17 protein-coding genes are annotated in these 16,677 nt (G+C 42.2%); 9 read left to right on the forward strand and 8 right to left on the reverse strand.

Translation table 11 applies throughout. The features are described 5' to 3' along the window. Positions 1-7: 7 nt before the first annotated feature. The 3 genes from AC4E8A_RS05100 to AC4E8A_RS05110 all read right to left on the reverse strand — a co-directional run bounded on the left by AC4E8A_RS05100 (position 8) and on the right by AC4E8A_RS05110 (position 3,409). A complete protein-coding gene (locus tag AC4E8A_RS05100) occupies positions 8-136 on the reverse strand; it encodes a DUF2639 domain-containing protein (RefSeq protein ID WP_490197215.1) in 129 nt (42 codons plus the stop codon). Positions 137-284: 148 nt separating this feature from the next. After that, positions 285-1,571, reverse strand: a complete 1,287-nt coding sequence (locus tag AC4E8A_RS05105) for an MDR family MFS transporter (RefSeq protein ID WP_490197216.1) — start codon at positions 1,569-1,571, stop codon at positions 285-287. A 605-nt stretch (positions 1,572-2,176) separates the two neighbouring features. Beyond that, entirely contained in the window at positions 2,177-3,409 is a 1,233-nt protein-coding gene (locus tag AC4E8A_RS05110; protein WP_490197217.1) for an aminopeptidase, read from the reverse strand. A gap of 316 nt (positions 3,410-3,725) precedes the next feature. Between AC4E8A_RS05110 and AC4E8A_RS05115 the strand changes: the two genes are divergently transcribed. Beyond that, a complete protein-coding gene (locus AC4E8A_RS05115) occupies positions 3,726-3,872 on the forward strand; it encodes a hypothetical protein (RefSeq protein WP_490197218.1) in 147 nt (48 codons plus the stop codon). Between the two features lie 190 nt (positions 3,873-4,062). On the opposite strand, the gene AC4E8A_RS05120 is transcribed toward AC4E8A_RS05115, so the two are convergent. Beyond that, the gene (locus AC4E8A_RS05120) at positions 4,063-4,446 is read right to left on the reverse strand and encodes a hypothetical protein (RefSeq protein WP_490197219.1); all 384 of its coding nucleotides are present in this window, start codon (positions 4,444-4,446) and stop codon (positions 4,063-4,065) included. A gap of 439 nt (positions 4,447-4,885) precedes the next feature. Continuing rightward, a complete protein-coding gene (locus AC4E8A_RS05125) occupies positions 4,886-5,338 on the reverse strand; it encodes an RrF2 family transcriptional regulator (protein ID WP_490197220.1) in 453 nt (150 codons plus the stop codon). Positions 5,339-5,731: 393 nt separating this feature from the next. Between AC4E8A_RS05125 and hmpA the strand changes: the two genes are divergently transcribed. Continuing rightward, positions 5,732-6,943 (forward strand): NO-inducible flavohemoprotein, encoded by a 1,212-nt coding sequence (hmpA, locus tag AC4E8A_RS05130; RefSeq protein ID WP_490197221.1) that lies wholly within the window; start codon positions 5,732-5,734, stop codon positions 6,941-6,943. 307 nt (positions 6,944-7,250) lie between these two features. Here the strand turns inward: hmpA and AC4E8A_RS05135 are convergent, their stop codons facing one another. Beyond that, complete coding sequence (locus tag AC4E8A_RS05135; protein ID WP_490197222.1) at positions 7,251-7,406, reverse strand: hypothetical protein; 156 nt, start codon at positions 7,404-7,406, stop codon at positions 7,251-7,253. 180 nt (positions 7,407-7,586) lie between these two features. On the opposite strand from AC4E8A_RS05135, the gene AC4E8A_RS05140 reads away from it, so the two are divergent. After that, positions 7,587-7,961 carry a DnaJ family domain-containing protein gene (locus tag AC4E8A_RS05140; protein WP_490197223.1) on the forward strand — a complete coding sequence of 125 codons (375 nt, stop codon included), beginning with the start codon at positions 7,587-7,589 and terminating at the stop codon, positions 7,959-7,961. 39 nt (positions 7,962-8,000) lie between these two features. Here AC4E8A_RS05140 and AC4E8A_RS05145 read toward each other — a convergent pair whose 3' ends face one another. Further along, positions 8,001-9,482, reverse strand: a complete 1,482-nt coding sequence (locus tag AC4E8A_RS05145) for a methyl-accepting chemotaxis protein (RefSeq protein ID WP_490197224.1) — start codon at positions 9,480-9,482, stop codon at positions 8,001-8,003. Between the two features lie 218 nt (positions 9,483-9,700). Here AC4E8A_RS05145 and motA point away from each other — a divergent pair, with 218 nt between their 5' ends. The 6 genes from motA (at position 9,701) to AC4E8A_RS05175 (ending at position 16,106) form a co-directional block, all read left to right on the forward strand. After that, a complete protein-coding gene (gene motA, locus AC4E8A_RS05150; protein ID WP_490197225.1) occupies positions 9,701-10,501 on the forward strand; it encodes a flagellar motor stator protein MotA in 801 nt (266 codons plus the stop codon). After that, on the forward strand, positions 10,485-11,243 hold the full coding sequence (gene motB, locus AC4E8A_RS05155; protein ID WP_490197226.1) for a flagellar motor protein MotB: 759 nt from the start codon (positions 10,485-10,487) through the stop codon (positions 11,241-11,243). The genes motA and motB overlap by 17 nt, the downstream gene beginning before the upstream one ends. Positions 11,244-11,635: 392 nt before the next feature. Beyond that, complete coding sequence (locus AC4E8A_RS05160) at positions 11,636-13,009, forward strand: alanine/glycine:cation symporter family protein (RefSeq protein WP_490197227.1); 1,374 nt, start codon at positions 11,636-11,638, stop codon at positions 13,007-13,009. 184 nt (positions 13,010-13,193) lie between these two features. Beyond that, entirely contained in the window at positions 13,194-14,510 is a 1,317-nt protein-coding gene (locus AC4E8A_RS05165; protein ID WP_490197228.1) for an FAD-dependent oxidoreductase, read from the forward strand. After that, positions 14,507-15,493 carry a class I SAM-dependent methyltransferase gene (locus tag AC4E8A_RS05170; RefSeq protein WP_490197229.1) on the forward strand — a complete coding sequence of 329 codons (987 nt, stop codon included), beginning with the start codon at positions 14,507-14,509 and terminating at the stop codon, positions 15,491-15,493. Before AC4E8A_RS05165 ends, AC4E8A_RS05170 begins: the two co-directional genes overlap by 4 nt. A 94-nt stretch (positions 15,494-15,587) precedes the next feature. Then, positions 15,588-16,106: a type 1 glutamine amidotransferase domain-containing protein gene (locus AC4E8A_RS05175; RefSeq protein ID WP_490197230.1), complete on the forward strand. Its 519-nt coding sequence runs from the start codon at positions 15,588-15,590 to the stop codon at positions 16,104-16,106. Between the two features lie 135 nt (positions 16,107-16,241). Here the strand turns inward: AC4E8A_RS05175 and AC4E8A_RS05180 are convergent, their stop codons facing one another. Then, positions 16,242-16,466, reverse strand: a complete 225-nt coding sequence (locus AC4E8A_RS05180; RefSeq protein ID WP_490197231.1) for a DUF1128 domain-containing protein — start codon at positions 16,464-16,466, stop codon at positions 16,242-16,244. Between the last annotated feature and the right edge of the window lie 211 nt (positions 16,467-16,677).

Below are 16,677 nucleotides of genomic sequence, written 5' to 3' on the forward strand. Positions count from 1 at the left end.
GAAAAAATCATTGGTATTTTTCAAGTAAATTAGCTAAAATGTGCTTTTTATAGGATTCTAGTTTACGCTCCTCATAACGGCGAACGCCTTTCTCCTTAAGTTGTTCCACGTACCAGCCTTTGCTTCCGATATGCATTGAAATACACCCTTTCTTTGCGATTTATTGATTGGAGTCAATCGGCTCTTTCCGATGAAAAAATATAATAATCTTTCAACCGGGTCCCATTGTATCATCTATAAATCTATGGCGAAAGGGATAAATTAAATTTTTTTAGAAAGTTTCATTACGCCTTCGTATTGGCAGCAATCGGCTGATTCATCGAGCTTTGTTTATCAATCTGCTGGAACATCACAAAGTATAAAAATGCACTCGCGCAGGCAAGGAGTGCGAGAACCATGAAAGTCAGTTCATATCCAACCCATAAAGAAAAGGTGATGGACAGCGGTGCGACCGTTTTTGCCAGTGTGAATCGCAAGCTCGCCGCAGCGAAATACTGTCCCCGCATTTCTTCAGGAGCCAGCTTTGAAATGAAGTTCTGCTGAATTCCGACAGTCATCAGTTCAGCGAATGTAAATATCGCCATGGAGAGGATGAACATATAGATGGATGCTGTTTGTCCGAATAAAAAGATGGAAACAGCATAAATCAGTGAGGATAAAACAAATACATTTCTTTCCTTATACTTGGTCATCCATTTTGTAACCACCACAGTCAACAATGCAACAAGCAGTCCGTTTTCTGAAAGGATGAGGCCGAATAACTGTTCACCTGTTAAAGTAATGGACATCAACGAAGCGGTCTCCATCGAATCTTTTATATAAACTGGAATCAACAGATCAAGCTGCATGAATGTCTGTCCAACGAGTACTCCAGCCAATATGAATAAAAGGAAGGTCCTGTCCCTGGCGATCACTTTGTAATTATTGACCTGGTCGGTTAAAGCATGGTACCAGGCTTTCGACTGTCCTTTGGTCCTCACCTCTGCCTCATGATTCCGGGGAGCTGTTTCCCTTGTCATCTTGCCGAGCATCAGCCCGAGGATCATACAAATGATTGCTGAAACGAACAGGAGCTCAAAACGGTAATGCACATAAAAGATACTGCCTAAAATCGGTCCGACCACGACAGCTATATTGATAGACGTATAAAAAATTGCAAAGACATGGCTGCGATCCTTTTCAGGAACGACATCTGCAACCATAGCCTGGCTCGCAGGCCAGTAAAAAGATCCAAAAACACTGGCAAGGGTGAAACAGACAAAACCCAACGCGGCTGATTCCAGCCATGGAGAGCTGGCGAAAGCGAAAATAAGGAAGGCCAGTCCCTGTCCAAAAGAGGACAATACCATCATTGTTTTCCTTCCGAATCTGTCCGCAAAATAGCCGCCCATTAAATTCGCAAATACAGCAAAGACCTGAGAGGCGATAAGAAGCAGTCCAGCCATCTGCTTTCCGAATGCTTCCGTAAAATAAATGGTGAGAAACGGAAAGAACATCCAGAATGTGATGTTCATCATTGCTTCCCCGAAAAGCCTGACCTTCAAGTTCCGATCCCAATCTCTGATTCTCATAAAAAATCTCCCCGTTCCTTTTTTAACTTTTAATATCATATAGTCGAAACCAGAAAATTACAAGTGAATTTTATCTCCAGCGGGAGGGGAGGAACTTTTTATAAAACGCTCTTTTCACAAGGAGTGTGGCTGTTTTAAAAAATGGATTTCCGCTCCAGCCGCGCGACTCCGCGGGGCGGGCGGTGAGCCTCCTCGGCTGCGCCTGTGGGGTCTCACCTGTCCCGCTAGTCCCGCAAGAAGTCGCACGCCTTCCGCTCCAATCCGCCTTGTGAAATGAGATTTATCAGCAAGTCTACAGGACATCAAAGAGGAATTAGAGAGGTTGTTGATGTACTGAGAGGGGTTCTAAAGGACATCAAAGGTGAATTTGGGCGGTGATGATGTACTTGAGAGGAGCTCTAAAGGACATCAAGGAGGTATTTAGGCGGTGTTCATGTACTTTAGAGGGGTTCTAAAGGACATCAAAGAGGAAGTTGAGCGGCGTTCATGTACATGAGAGAAGTTTTAATCGATTTACTCATGTTCTGCCGCCAATTTACGAAGAACATACATATAAAAAACCAATCCGCAAAAACTGCGGATTGGTTTTCATCTTAATCATTCAATTAAAATGCCCAATCACCATTGCGGAAGACAGGTTCAGTTGTACCGTCTTCAGTGATGCCGTCGATATCCATTTCAGCAGAGCCGATCATGAAGTCGACGTGAGTGATGCTGTTGTTCAGGCCTGCTTTTTCAAGCTGATCCTTGGACATTGATTTTCCACCTTCCACACAGAATGCATATGCGCTTCCAATGGCAAGATGGTTTGATGCATTTTCATCAAATAAAGTGTTATAGAAAAGGACGTTGGACTGGGAGATTGGTGATTGGTGAGGAACCAATGCGACTTCTCCAAGATAGTGAGATCCTTCGTCAGTATCAACAAGGCGCTTAAGGATATCCTCGCCTTCCTCAGCCTGGACTTCAACGATTCGTCCTTCTTTGAATGTCACTTTGAAGTTATCGATGACGTTCCCGCCGTAGCTTAATGGTTTTGTGCTGGAAACAGTACCATTTACACCTGTCTTCAATGGAACAGTGAAAACTTCTTCTGTAGGCATGTTTGCCATGAAGTCTACACCTTTTTCAGAAACACTTCCCGCTCCAACCCACATATATCCTTTTGGAAATTCAATGGTAAGGTCCGTGCCGGGAGCAGTATAATGAAGTTTTTTGTATTTCTTGCTGTTCAGGTAATCCACTTTTTCGTGAAGGTTTTGGTCATGGTCCTTCCATGCTTGGACAGGGTCAGCCTGGTCTGCACGGACGGCTTTGAAGATGGCCTCCCATAACTTGTCGACCTGTTCATCGGCAGGAGCGTCAGGGAATACCTTTGCAGCCCATTTTTCTGATGGAGCTGCAAGGACAGTCCAGCTTACTTTATCCGATTGGATATAAGAGCGGTATTTGTCCATTGCCTGGCCGGCTGCTTTCTGGAAGTTGGAAATGCGTTCCGGATTTACACCTTTTAAAAGGTCTGGAGAAGCAGAAACCACTGACATGAATGCAGCGCCGTTTTCAGCAAGAGTTTCCATTTCGTTTGCTTTCCATTCAGGGAATTCAGTGAAGGCTTCATCAGGAGCAAGGTCGTACTTGTAACGATTCACTGTGTCATCGTTCCAATTGACATAAACGTGTTTTGCACCTGCTTCGTATGCCTTTTTGACAACTAGCCTAATGAATTCTGCTGCATCAAGGGATGCATTGACAACCAACGTTTGTCCTTTTTGGACATTGACCCCGACTTTGACAGCAAGGTCTGCGTATTTCTCAAGGTTTTGCTTGAAATTTTCCATATGTATTCTCCTTTTGTTCAGAATCTTTCTACTTCATTTTATCAATCCAACAAGCTTTTGCAAATTTTTAAATTGCGCTCCCTGGGAAATAATAGCTTTGTTGGGGAGCGCATGATTTATTTATATGTCATTCAAAGTAAATTATAATCGACTGATGATGGGTTTTTAATGGTAAGGAAGGTATGATCATTCTTCATGTCAAAAGAATATGGACTTGCTGTCACTTAAAAGAAATACGGATTTCCTTAGGAAGAATAATATTGATTTCTTTATATTGGACTATACAATCGTGGGGAGGTTCAATGGGGATCAATATTTGAATGCGTGGAAGGCAATTAAAGAAAAGCTTCCATGTAACTCCTTTTTTCTGGAACTGGGCATGGAGAGTGCTGCTGTCATCCTGCCGGAAAAATCATCCGCAGAAGCAGTGCGACTGCTGGTGATTACCAGTAAGGGCAGCTGAAGATGCAAGCAGTCATCCTATGTTAATAGAAGGAAAAGTGTATAGTTATAGGACGGAAGAGTTGTGTCCAGAGGGGGTCATATACGAATCTGAGGGTATTACAGAAAAGTCTGCCGTCCTCATGTGAGAAGACAATCCCTGGTCCGGCAAATGCCCAAGTGGATGAGTTAGATTGATAGGAATCCATGATTCAATCTGGCAGCTCTGAACCTTTTCGCGGGGCCAATTCATTGAAGTATCGTCCTGTCCAGCCTGACCATTCAATGCCCAGAAGATCATACATAGCCCTATTTGCCTTTTCATCAGTAGTACTTGCCAAGGTGTTGAATTCTGTAATAAGGGTAGTTCCATGATCTGTCAAAGCTTTGTCTATTTGAAAAACCTCATCTTGTGTCAGTCCGCCGTAAAGCGGATCATTGCCGCGCTCAGAGTTATCCTGCTGTTCCGGATATATACCATATGTGTCAGCAATATAGACGATGTCTGGTTCCGAGGTTGATACGGAAAGACGGAGCCGCAGCGAAAGCGAGTCTGAATAGGGCGATTGAGTATGTGGTCGTAGACCCGAAACCAAGCCAAGTCCTTAATGCTTCCATCCTCGGAACTTTACGGATACCATCCTGCGTAATCAGTCAGCTGATAGGGAGTGCTGTCTTCAGTGGCAATGATCTTCCAGTGATTTAGAAGCCAGGTCAATCCGCTTTGTTCCCTATAGTCATCTTCTGGAACAGTCTTATTCCAGAATGATGATACTGAGAGGAGTTTCTGATTTCAAAAGCCATAGAAAGTACGGAATCACTGGGAGCAGCAGCAGAAACCAAAGATATTTCTTATTCATTCAAGCACCTTACGTTTAATAGCTTATGGACTGATTCTATCCTAATTTCAGAAAAAGTAAATACTGTTGAAGACTGAAAGAATTTCCTGGGGAAGTGGTATTTCCAACGTGCAGAATTTTTCATTATATAAAGTAAGACCAGCAGCTTTTGCTGCTGGCCTTTTCATGCGGTTCATTAAGAATCAGGAGGGGCGTTCAGTGAAAACAGAAGCCGGTAATCCTCCGGTCTCTGTACGAGATCCTGCAATGTATATTGATCCAGCACATCCAAGTATGCATCTAATGCTTTGGCGAGTACATGCTTCAAACCGCAAACCGGGGTGATGATACAAGTATTATGCTCTGAAGAAAAGCATTCCACTAAATGGAAATCGTCTTCTGTCTTTCTGACAAGGTTTCCTATATTGATATCGCCTGGTGATTTGGCAAGCTTGATGCCACCATTTCTGCCGCGGATCGTTTTGATTACACCCATCTTTCCAAGCTCGTGGCTGACCTTCATCAAATGATTCTTGGAAATTTGATAAGAGTCGGCAATCTCCTTGATATTGGCAAGCTCATCCTTCTTTTTTGCTGCAAGATAAATAAGGACACGCAGGGAATAGTCTGTATATAAAGTTAGTTTCAATTGCTTCACCTTCATTAGGGCAGCCGTTTATCATCTAGGCTCTTTTCGTAAACTTTGTTGCTATTCAATATAAATTTCAACTAATATCCTGGTAAATCGTCGTTAAAACCGCGGTGAGCAGGAAAGGAAAGAGCTGCCCGTTCTTTTTCGAGAGTAAAACCCTATGAATACAGGGGAAAAATCCGGCAATTGGGATTTTTCCGAAAGCAACAATATATGCGAAAACAGCCATCATCTGAAAAACAGCTCCCAAGATACTTTTATTATACAATTTACAGTCAAACCTGTCTAAATGTGTCCATTTCTTTAAAGATGTATTGAAGATATTGCTTTAAATTCCCTCCAGGCTTAGGATAAAGATGTATTCAAAATATATCTTTTGGGAGCGATCATATGTTAGCTCAAAAAACGATCGACATCATTAAATCCACAGCACCGGTTTTAGAAGTGAAAGGTACAGAAATAACGAGCGTATTTTATAAAAGAATGTTTGAAAATCATCCTGAACTATTAAATATTTTTAACCATGTCAATCAAAAAAAAGGGCGTCAGCAGACAGCGCTTGCCAACACTGTTTATGCAGCCGCACAGAATATAGACCGCCTGGAAGCCCTGCTCCCGGCAGTGAAGCAGATTGCCCATAAACACCGCAGCTTGGGAATCAAGCTGGAACAATACCCAATCGTTGGACAACATCTGTTAATGGCAATTAAAGAAGTGCTGGGTGATGCAGCAACTGAGGAAATTCTCGAAGCATGGGGCGCAGCTTATGGCGTGATTGCCCAGGTGTTCATTGATGTTGAGGAAGGAATGTACCAGGAGGCCGAGGCGCAAGAAGCAGGCTGGAGAGACTTCAAGGACTTTACAGTGGTGAAGAAGGAAGTTGAAAGTTCTTTGATCACTTCTTTCTATTTGCAGCCCAAAGATGGGCAAAAGGTTCCAGATTATCTGCCAGGACAATATATTACCATCCGGACAGCCATTCCTGGGGAAGAACATTTGTTCAACCGCCAATACAGTTTATCGTCAGCTCCCAATAAGGAGCACTTCCGGATTTCAGTCAAACGGGAAGCTGAACATTCACCTGAAGGCAAAGTATCAAACTATCTTCATGACAACGTAAGTGAGGGAACGGTCATTGAAGTCAGTGCACCAGCCGGTGATTTTCATCTCGATGTGAACGACCATATTCCTGTGACTTTGATAAGCGGCGGAGTGGGCATTACACCAATGTACAGCATGCTTGAGACAGTGGCGAAAAACAATCCGTCCAGACCTGTCCAGTTCATCCATGCCAGCCGCAATGAAGAAGTTCACGCATTTAAAAAGAATGTGACTGAACTGATCGAAGTTCTGGAGAATGGGCGAGTATTCTTTGCCTATGAAAATCCAATCCATGCCGGAACGATTTGTGATCATCAGGGCTATATTAACACAGCTGTTCTCGAGGGCCTTGTAGAAAGAGACAGCATCTTCTATGTTTGCGGACCGGCTCAATTTATGAAAGCTGTTATATCTTCCTTGATATCGATCGGCATCAAGGAAGATAAAATCCGTTATGAGTTCTTTGGACCAGCGATGAGATTTGAACTTCAGGAAGCATAAGAAAATAAGATAAAACAAAGGGATTATGTGGTGATTCTGCTCCGGGAGCATGACTCCGATGGCCGCCATGCTCGGGTAAGGAGTTTCAGGCTCAACTTTCGCTGCAAACATTATGAGTTATCGATTAAAATCACTTTCTTTCGAAAAATTTACCGACTGCCTCACCTTAACTTCTGGTGCTTTAATGTATCAAAAGCAAAGGGACCTAACATGAAAGAGGTTTTCCCGGAAAAATAAAAACAAAAGGACGAAATTATAAAGAATTTCGTCCTTTTGTTTGTTAAGCAGTTCCTCACGCTAAAGGAATTCAATCCCCATCTACACGATTCTTGAAAGCTTCTTGTGTAACGATGTACTCTTCGTCTTCGATTTTTTCTTTTGTATGTTTTTCGGTGAGGGCATCTGATGGATTATTTCCTGGATGGCCCTTTTTCTTATGTTGAAATGATTTTCCTCTGCTCATTTTGACACCCCTTTCCGTTGGTTCCTGGTCCTAGTTTTTCCTTGAACGGGGATTTTATGAGAAACTGTTCCTTATCAGAAAGTAAATTTCAAGAATTTGACTTAAAAGGCAGGTGAGCTTCCAGCCGATAAGATATATAATAGAAGTAAGATGATTGCTTTCCTTGAGGAGGGATTGACGGTGGACTTATTTACAATTCTAGCTGAACAGAAGATCAAGAAAGCTTACGAAGATGGAGAGTTTGACCATCTTCCTGGATTCGGAAGGCCTTTAAACTTGGAAGATGATTCAAGTATTCCGGAAGAGCTTCGTATGGCGAACCGCATCATGAAAAATGCCGGTTTTTCAACTGAGGAGAATGCCCTCAGACAGGAAATGCTCCGTATAGAAGATATGATCAGGGATTGTGAGGATCAGCTTGAGAAGGAAGGGTTGAAAAAGAACCTTAATGAAAAACTTCTGAAATTTAATGGATTGATGTCTAAAAGACGAGTTAAAACAAACAGTTCTGTTTTTAAAAACTATGAACATAAGATAGAGAAGAAGTTATTATAAGAAAAGGAGCAGTCCCATGAAGGGCTGCTCCTTTTTGTATTATTCTTTATCCATATCCGCTTGGATCTTTTCGGCGCTTTTTACCGTGTCATTTACATAACCGGCAATTGTGTTAGTATCCTCGTTTAAAGTCTCAATGGTGGCACTGACTTCTTCCAGCCCTGCAGATGCCTCTTCAATGACTGCGGCAAGTTCTTTTGTAGAGAGTTCAGCATGAACCGTCTGCTGCTTTACAGAATTGGAGTTTTCAGCCAATGTATGAAATTCAGTTTGAAGCAGCTGCAATTTTGATCTCAGTTCTTTGAATGAGATGCTCACATTTTCCACTGTCCCAACATTATCGGATAGTTTGCTGCTGCTAAGATTCATTTTTTTCAGTGCTGTTGAGTTAGCCTGGTTGACTGAAGTAAGGTTCTCATTGATAAGGGCAGCCGTGTCGCTTGTCATTTCTGCAAGCTTCCTTATTTCATCAGCTACTACGGAAAAACCTCTGCCCGCCTCACCTGCACGGGCTGCTTCAATGGATGCGTTCAGTGCCAGGAGGTTGGTCTGTTCTGTGATGCCCTGGATGGTTCCGATGAAGCTGTTTGTTTCTTCAATTTTATTTGTCAGTTCAGTAAAAGTGACACTAAGCTCGTTAATCAACATGTTCAGCTCATTCATTTCAACCTGCAGCCCGTCCGCTTTTTCAGTTCCGCTGGCGGCCGTGGTACTTGCTTCTTCTGAATGCTGAAATAACGTTTCCGCCATGGAAGCCATTTCTTCCATCTGTTTCATTGTGGTTTCGGAAATGGATGCGATGCTGTTGATTTGATCACTCTGTGTCTGGCTACCAGCTGAGATCTCCTGCAAGGCAGATTTCATTTCATTATGTGAGGACAGATGGTGCTGGATCTGATCGTTCACTTTTTTGATGCTCTTGAATATCGTCCCAAGTTCAGTTTCGAGCAGCGACTTTTGCTGCTCTTTTCTGACGCTCTCCGCTTCTGCATCCATCACAAACTTCTTGAGCTGTGCGAATTGGTTTGTATTCAGTCTCACGACAATGAACAAAAGGATACCCAGCATTATATACACGAGAACACCAGGGATAAAGATAGTGTCTATTTCACCTGGTCCTTCAAAGAATTGTTTGTTAAGAATAAAAAGCACGAAACCTGTTACATACCCAATCGCAAACAGTGAAAGCCTGAAGTGCAGCGCTGAAATGACTGCGAGGAAAAGCAGGATGATCAGGTTGTTCCCCGAGCCCCCATTGACAAAGATATCAACCCCGATAATTAGATAGATGACTGGAATGGCAGCCAGCGGGAAAAGATGAAATTTCTTTAAAGCAACATGGAATATAAGAAAGAATGCAATCAAAGCCGCAAGCTGGGCAATGTAGAGGATTGTCTCAATCCAGGGGTTTCCATTAAAAAAAGTATATGAGATGGCCGCCATTAAAGAAATCGAATATAAGATCAGCATCAGGAAATTCTTCTTCTTTAAATCCTGCAGTTTTAAGTCCTCAATGGTCATTTTTTTGTCTCTCCTGTCGAATGATAGTCGTATTACTATTAATTATCGCTAGTTTTCATAATTTTTCAATAGCTTAATTGGAAAATATTTTAAAAAACCTCAAATTGGATACTTTGTGACACTTAGAAAGGTAAAACGTATAAATGCGAAAATTGTCCTTCATTATTTTCCACAGCTTCCGATATAAACAGTAAGAAAAAAAGTATAGGGTGAATTCTATGGATAAAACATCGGTTATTGGAGTCGTATTTGGAGTAGTAGCGATTGGAGTCGGAATGGTTCTTAAAGGAGTACCTATAGATCGATTGCTGAACCTGCCGGCAATCTTAATCATTATCTTCGGTACAATAGGTGCAGTAACCATTGCCTTCCCAACATCAGAGATCAAAAAAGTTCCAAAGCTTTTTGGAATTATTTTTAAAGAAAATAAACTGCAGGAGCCTAAAGAACTTATTACTATGTTTTCTGAATGGGCTGACCTCGCCAGAAGAGAAGGGCTGCTCGCTTTGGAAGCAAAAACACATGAAATTGAGGATCCATTTTTGAAAAATGGGATGGGCTTGGCTGTTGATGGCCAGAATGCAGATTATATCCGGGATGTGCTCAATGAGGAAATAGATGCAATGGAGGAAAGACATCAAGCTGGTGCGTTGATCTTTACGCAAGCGGGCACATACGCTCCAACACTTGGGGTTCTTGGAGCCGTTGTTGGTTTGATTGCCGCATTAGGGTATATGGACGATATCGGCCATTTAGGAGAAGCAATATCTGCTGCGTTCGTTGCCACCCTTCTTGGGATTTTTACAGGGTATGTTTTGTGGCATCCATTTGCCAATAAACTAAAAAGAAAATCAAAACAGGAAGTTAAGCTGAAAGTGATGATGATAGAGGGAGTTCTATCAATTATTGAAGGTGAGGCTCCTAGAGTCATTGAACAAAAGTTAGCTTCATACCTGCCGGCAAGTGAAAGAAAACGACTGACGAATGAGGAAGTGGTCACGGATGACGCGGCGGCGTAAAAAACATGACCATGAAGATCATGTAGATGAATCCTGGTTAATTCCTTATGCTGATATACTTACACTGTTATTGGCCCTTTTCATTGTCCTTTTTGCTTCAAGCAGTGTTGATGCTCAGAAGTTCCAGGCGATGTCCAAAGCCTTTAATGAAATTTTTGTTGGAGGGTCCGGGGTAATGGATTATCCATCCCCAGTGCCGGAAGTTGATTCAGGTGATCAGAAACAAGAAGAGAATCCATTAACTGTAGACGAGCTTGAAGCGGCCAAAGAGAAGGAAAGGCAGGAATTAGCGGAACTGCAGAAAAAAGTGGACGGCTATATTGCTGCGAATGAACTGCAAAAGCAATTTGCAACAGAGCTTACGTCAGAAGGGCTTTTGCTGACGATAAGGGATAATGTCCTTTTTCAATCAGGATCTGCTCTTGTCGGTTCAAAGGATCAGGGAATCGCTAAGGAATTATCTGGGTTATTGGAGATGGATACTCCGAGAAGCGTCATCATCAGCGGACACACCGATGATGTTCCGATCAGTAATGCGAATTACGATTCAAACTGGGAACTCAGTGTGATGAGGGCTGTTAATTTCATGAAGATTATCTTGAAAAATCAAAACCTCGATCCACGCTTATTCAGTGCAAAAGGCTTTGGAGAGTTCAAACCGGTAGCCGGCAATGACACAAACGAAGGAAGAGCCAAAAACAGAAGGGTAGAAGTGTTAATTCTCCCTAGGATTATGCAGTGAAAAAAATATAAACAAGAGAAGCGCCTGTTTAATGCGGGGCATTGACAATCTGCCGATTTCTAGAATATAACTTTGATTAATATAGTAAAAGTCGTCTCTTCTTCCTATAAAAGGAAGGAGAGACGGCTTTTTTTTGATCCATGGTATATCCTTCTCTTTTCACACTAGAAGTTTTAGGGTTTTTTTAATGTTTACCACCAATATAGCCATGGTGGCTTGTCATTCCATGCCAATTACCCGAGGGTTCTGCGGTTTTCTTTTTTCTCACCGTTATTGTAGTGGAAGTGCGCGACCTCCTGCGGGACTATGAAAGAATATTAAAGATTTGGAAAGTTTAAAGTCGGGAAGTGGCGGGTACTTATTATTAGAATTTTCACAGGGGGTTTGACAGATTGGATGGATTTTTAAAAGCAGTTGGTGAGGTCTCGGCATGGCTGTGGGGACCACCGGTAATAATTATTTTGGCAGGTACAGGAATCTACCTGACCTTATTATTGAAATTTGTACAATTCCGTTATCCGGTTTACATATTTCAGCAAACATTAGGAAGTATCTTTAAAAAACCTAAAGGGGAAGGGACGGTTACTCCTCTGCAGGCGTTGACATCCGCCCTATCATCAACAATTGGAGCTGCGAACATTGTCGGGGTTCCTGCTGCCATCATGTTTGGCGGACCGGGAGCACTATTCTGGATGTGGATAATTGCTTTGATAGGAATGGCACTTAAGTTCTCTGAAAGTGTACTGGCAGTTAGGTACCGTGAGAAAAATGAGAAAGGCGAATTCGTCGGCGGGCCTATGTATTATATGAAGAACGGCTTAAATATGAAATGGCTCGGCGTCTGGTTTGCATTTGCATTGATGATTGAGCTGATCCCCAGCATCATGGTCCAGGGTAATGCAGTTGCCTCCACCGTCCAGGAATCAATTGAGGTGGACGGCATGTACACCGGGATTGCGATCGCCATCGTGGTGTCTTTAATTGTGTTCGGCGGCATAAAAAGGATAGGGAAAGTAACAGAAATGCTCGTTCCTTTAATGGCGTTTCTTTATGTAGGGGCTTGTTTAGTCATATTATTCATGAATTTGGAAAAACTGCCGAACGTGTTGAATCTTATCTTTACCCACGCATTCCAGCCAATGTCTGCGATGGGTGGATTTGCGGGAGTGGCATTGGCAGAAACCATCAGATGGGGATTTGCAAGAGGCCTGTATTCCAATGAAGCAGGACTGGGGACGGCACCGATTGCCCATGCGGCAGCAACGACCGATCATCCTGTCAGGCAAGGGCTGTGGTCCATCATTGGGATTGTGATTGATACATTGATTGTCTGTACGGCAACAGGATTCGTTGTGATTTCATCAGGTGTATGGACTGCTGAAAACGCACTGGACAATCCATCGGCATTAACCACGCAGGCATTTGCAAACTACCTTGGAACTACAGGAAGTTTCCTTGTAACCATTTCACTGATTTTCTTTGTATTATCAACGATTGTTGTTATTATTTTCTATGGGGCGAAGCAGGCTGAATTTTTATTTGGTTTGAAGGCGGCCATGGTAGTTAAATTTGTTTATATAGCCGCTATCATACTTGGTTCTATCGGAGCGGCAAAAGTCATTTGGCAGTTCCTTGATCTTGCACTGGTAGCTATATTGATTCCAAACATCATAGCTGTACTGTTGTTAAGCAAAGAAGTCAGAAGGCTGACCCATGAATTTTTCACTTCTGATAAGTACTACCTTAAAGATATTAAAAATAGGTAAGACCGATAAGCCAGTTGATTGTAGCGTAAACAATCAGCTGGCTTTTTTGGCATGGTCTTCAATCTTTCGGCATTAACCGCTATTTTCCGGGAAATAATTCATCGATTACCACCTGCCTTTCAGCACATCAGTTTGTTTTAAATGGTTGAAAAAAGGTTAAATACCGGTAAAAGGCGGTGATGATTTGAGAACGGATGTGTTTATATCTGGTGGCGGAATCGGTGGACTGACTCTTGCTCTTAAACTTGCGAGGTGCAATATAGATGTAACAGTAATTGAACGTCTGCCAGGCCCGACGCCTGTATATAAAGGAGAATTGCTTCAGCCTAAAAGCCTGAAGATTTTTGATGAATTAGGATTGCTCGACAAAATCAAAGCAAATGGACATGTAATAGACGACCTGAATCTTGTAGAAATAGATAAGCCTTCAGGTTCCATTGAAGAATCGAATATGAAATATAATGTGGTACCGAGTGCTCATTCCTATTCATTGATGATTCATCATGAAAAATTAAAGGAAATCATCAGGGAAGCTGCACTGGAATACTCGTCTTTCCATTACCGTTCAAATAGCAGCTGTAAAGGTTTTTCGGATGGAAAGGCCATCGTCGAAGACCGAAACGGAAAAACCGAAGAGCACTATGAAAGTTTATTTTTTATTGGTGCTGAAGGCCGTGTATCGGTGACAAGGCAGGAAATGGGGATTGAAAAAGCCGAGAATGAATACAACCATCATTTCCTCACAGTCACATTTCCACGTCCCCCTTCATTTACAGAAGGGAAAATCATATCTACCTTTGACAGGTTTCTGGGTCTTTTTCCGCTTCCGGGCAATGAAGTGCGCTCTGTTTACCTGATTCCTGCAGGCGAATACAAGGAACTGAGAAAAAAGCCAATAGAGTATTTTCATGAATTATATATAGAGTTATGTCCTGAAATGGCGGGCTATGTCAATCAGATTGCCAGTTGGAAAACAATTCAGTTAATGGTTCCGATAGCCTATCACACTAACCATTATGTTAAAGGCAATAAAGCACTGATTGGTGATGCCGTCCATACGGTGCACCCGATGGCAGGGGAAGGTATGAATATGGCGATTCAGGATTCAGATGTATTGGGGGAGCTTTTATGTGATATGTACGCCCAAGACAAACTTAATGAAGAAAATCTGAAATGGTTTCCGCATGTACGCAGAGAAAGAGTGGCAGCCCAGATGAAGTTGAGCCACCTTTCGGCACTAGCTTACTCATTCCCATATAAATCAGTAGGCAAGCTGAGAAAAAGAAGCTTAAAGAGAATCGAGCAGGATCCGATTCTTCATTTTAAGCAAATGCTTAATATTTCTGGACTGGGTATGTGGCAGGATTCCCTTAAGGACAGGATGATTCAGGGAGGCCTTCTTCCAAAGCGGAACATGTCGCTTACACAAGAAGAAAAAGCAGCAAAGCTCTTCAGCGAAAGAGAAGATTACCCATGGAAATGGAAGGAGCAGTTAGTATGATAAGGGAATATGTACGGGTTTGGCGGGCGAGGGGATGGATGAAGAAGAACATGCCATTCTTGATCAGCTGGCATGCCTATGTCGGATATGAATTGGACTTGTTCAAGTCATTTAAAAAGCCAGCGTCTATTAAGGAAGTGGCTGCAGAGAGGAAGCTGGAATATGATCTCCTCAAACAATGGGTCGAAGTAGGGATCATCCTTAAGCATTTTAAAAGATTGTCAGGAGAGAAAGTCAGAACGATAAAAAAGTGGAAGCTGCCAAAGTCAAAATCAAATCGCTTTTCCTCAGGAATCATCCTGAAGGAGATGATGGAGCTCCATATCCCCTCTTTGCTTGCCTATCCGGAACTGCTCAGGAATCAAACAAAACAGCACTTTGATTCCAATGTTCACGGCCCTACTGTCGCAAAGACTTCTACTCTTTTAGAACAGCTTGCCTATCCAAAGGTGGAGAAGGTCATGAAAAAGTACGACGTTGATTCTGTATTGGACGTTGGGTGTGGGGAAGCAGGGTATCTGCGCAAACTGGCTAAGAAGTTCCCTGATAAGAAAATGGTGGGAGTTGAAGTGAATGAGGAGGTTGCCAACAATGCCGGTAAGATTGTCAAGGAACATGAGAACATTGAGATACTGAACAAGGATATTAATGAGTATCACCCTGAAGATCATTTTAAGCTTGTCATGGCAAACAATCTTCTCCATTATATTGAACCGGAGGAGAGGGTGGGGTTTTTTCAAAATGCTGCTAAGTGGATCAAGAAAAATGGTGCTCTTTCCATCATCACACCTATACAGAAACCTAAGCATGGAAAGGAATTCTCGAGTGCATTTAACAGCTTTTTTATGACCTTTGACAATCTTTATCCCGTCCCCACAGAAAGTGATCTCAAAAGGTTTGCGGAAAAATCGGGATTGAAAATGACTTCCCTTAACCCCATCATTAAAGAAGGCGGATGGTATATTGCTGTCTTCAAAAAATAAATAGTTTCCAATAATATATAGCAGCATCAGGTTTTTTTAAATGATGAGCGGGAATAAAGAAATGAAAAGAAAATGCTATAAAGGAGAGGTTTTAATGGCTAAAATTGCGTGCTTAGTAACGGATATGTTCGAAGATGTAGAGTATACCAAACCTGCAGATGCATTTAAAGAAGAAGGACATACAGTGGTGACAATTGAAAAGGGATCAGGAAAAAGCGTTGAAGGTAAGCAGGGAGAAGCAAAAGTAACGATTGATGAAGCAATAGATAATGTGAAACCTGAAGACTTTGATGCTCTATTCCTCCCTGGAGGCTTCTCACCGGATCAACTGAGGGCTGATGAGAGATTCGTTGAATTTACCAAAAGCTTCATGGAAAGCGACAAGCCGGTATTTGCAATCTGCCATGGGCCTCAGCTTCTGCTGACAGCAAAAACATTGGAAGGAAGAGATGCTACCGGTTTTAAATCCATTAAAGTGGATATGGAATATGCCGGGGCGAAGTACAAAGATGAAGAAGTGGTCGTGTGCAAGGACCAACTCGTCACAAGCCGAAACCCGGATGATATTCCGGCCTTCGTTCGTGAATCCCTTAAACTGCTAAAGGGTGCGTAATATATAAAAAAGGCCGCCGTAAACCGGCGGCCTTTTTTATAGTAAAACTTTTAAGCGCTTAATCCTTTTAGAGTTGCACCCTTGTCATCTTTGAGTCTAGCCCTCAATTGCTTTCATGGAGAAGGTGAGCGGCTATTACTGCTTTCTTAAGTTACCAAGTTCTTCGACAATGGCCTGCATTTCGCTTGGGCTGAAGTGAGTCTTCCGTTCAACCATTTCATAGATGTCTCTTAGTTCCTCATACATTTCTCCGTCAAAGTGAGAAGGCTTGATGGCGCCGACATTTACAACTCGCAATTTTTCTTTGATTTTTTCAATCATAAATTCAACATTTTCTGAAGATTTTTGTGAAAGATCCATAGCTTTAACCATCCTTTTATATTTAATCATTATTATTATCTTTTCATTACTGTGATGGGATGTCAATACGGAACCTTTCTGGACTGGGAAGTACAGCCCCTAGTAATGTTTGAGAAAAGAGTGGAAGGGATAAATAATACTATTGTTCAAACACATCGATGGATAAGTCTCTCAAGAAGTCTTATTAAAAGGCTCTTTTCGTAAACTTTAC

The sequence above is a fragment of the Bacillus sp. SRL337 genome, from assembly GCF_984799155.1.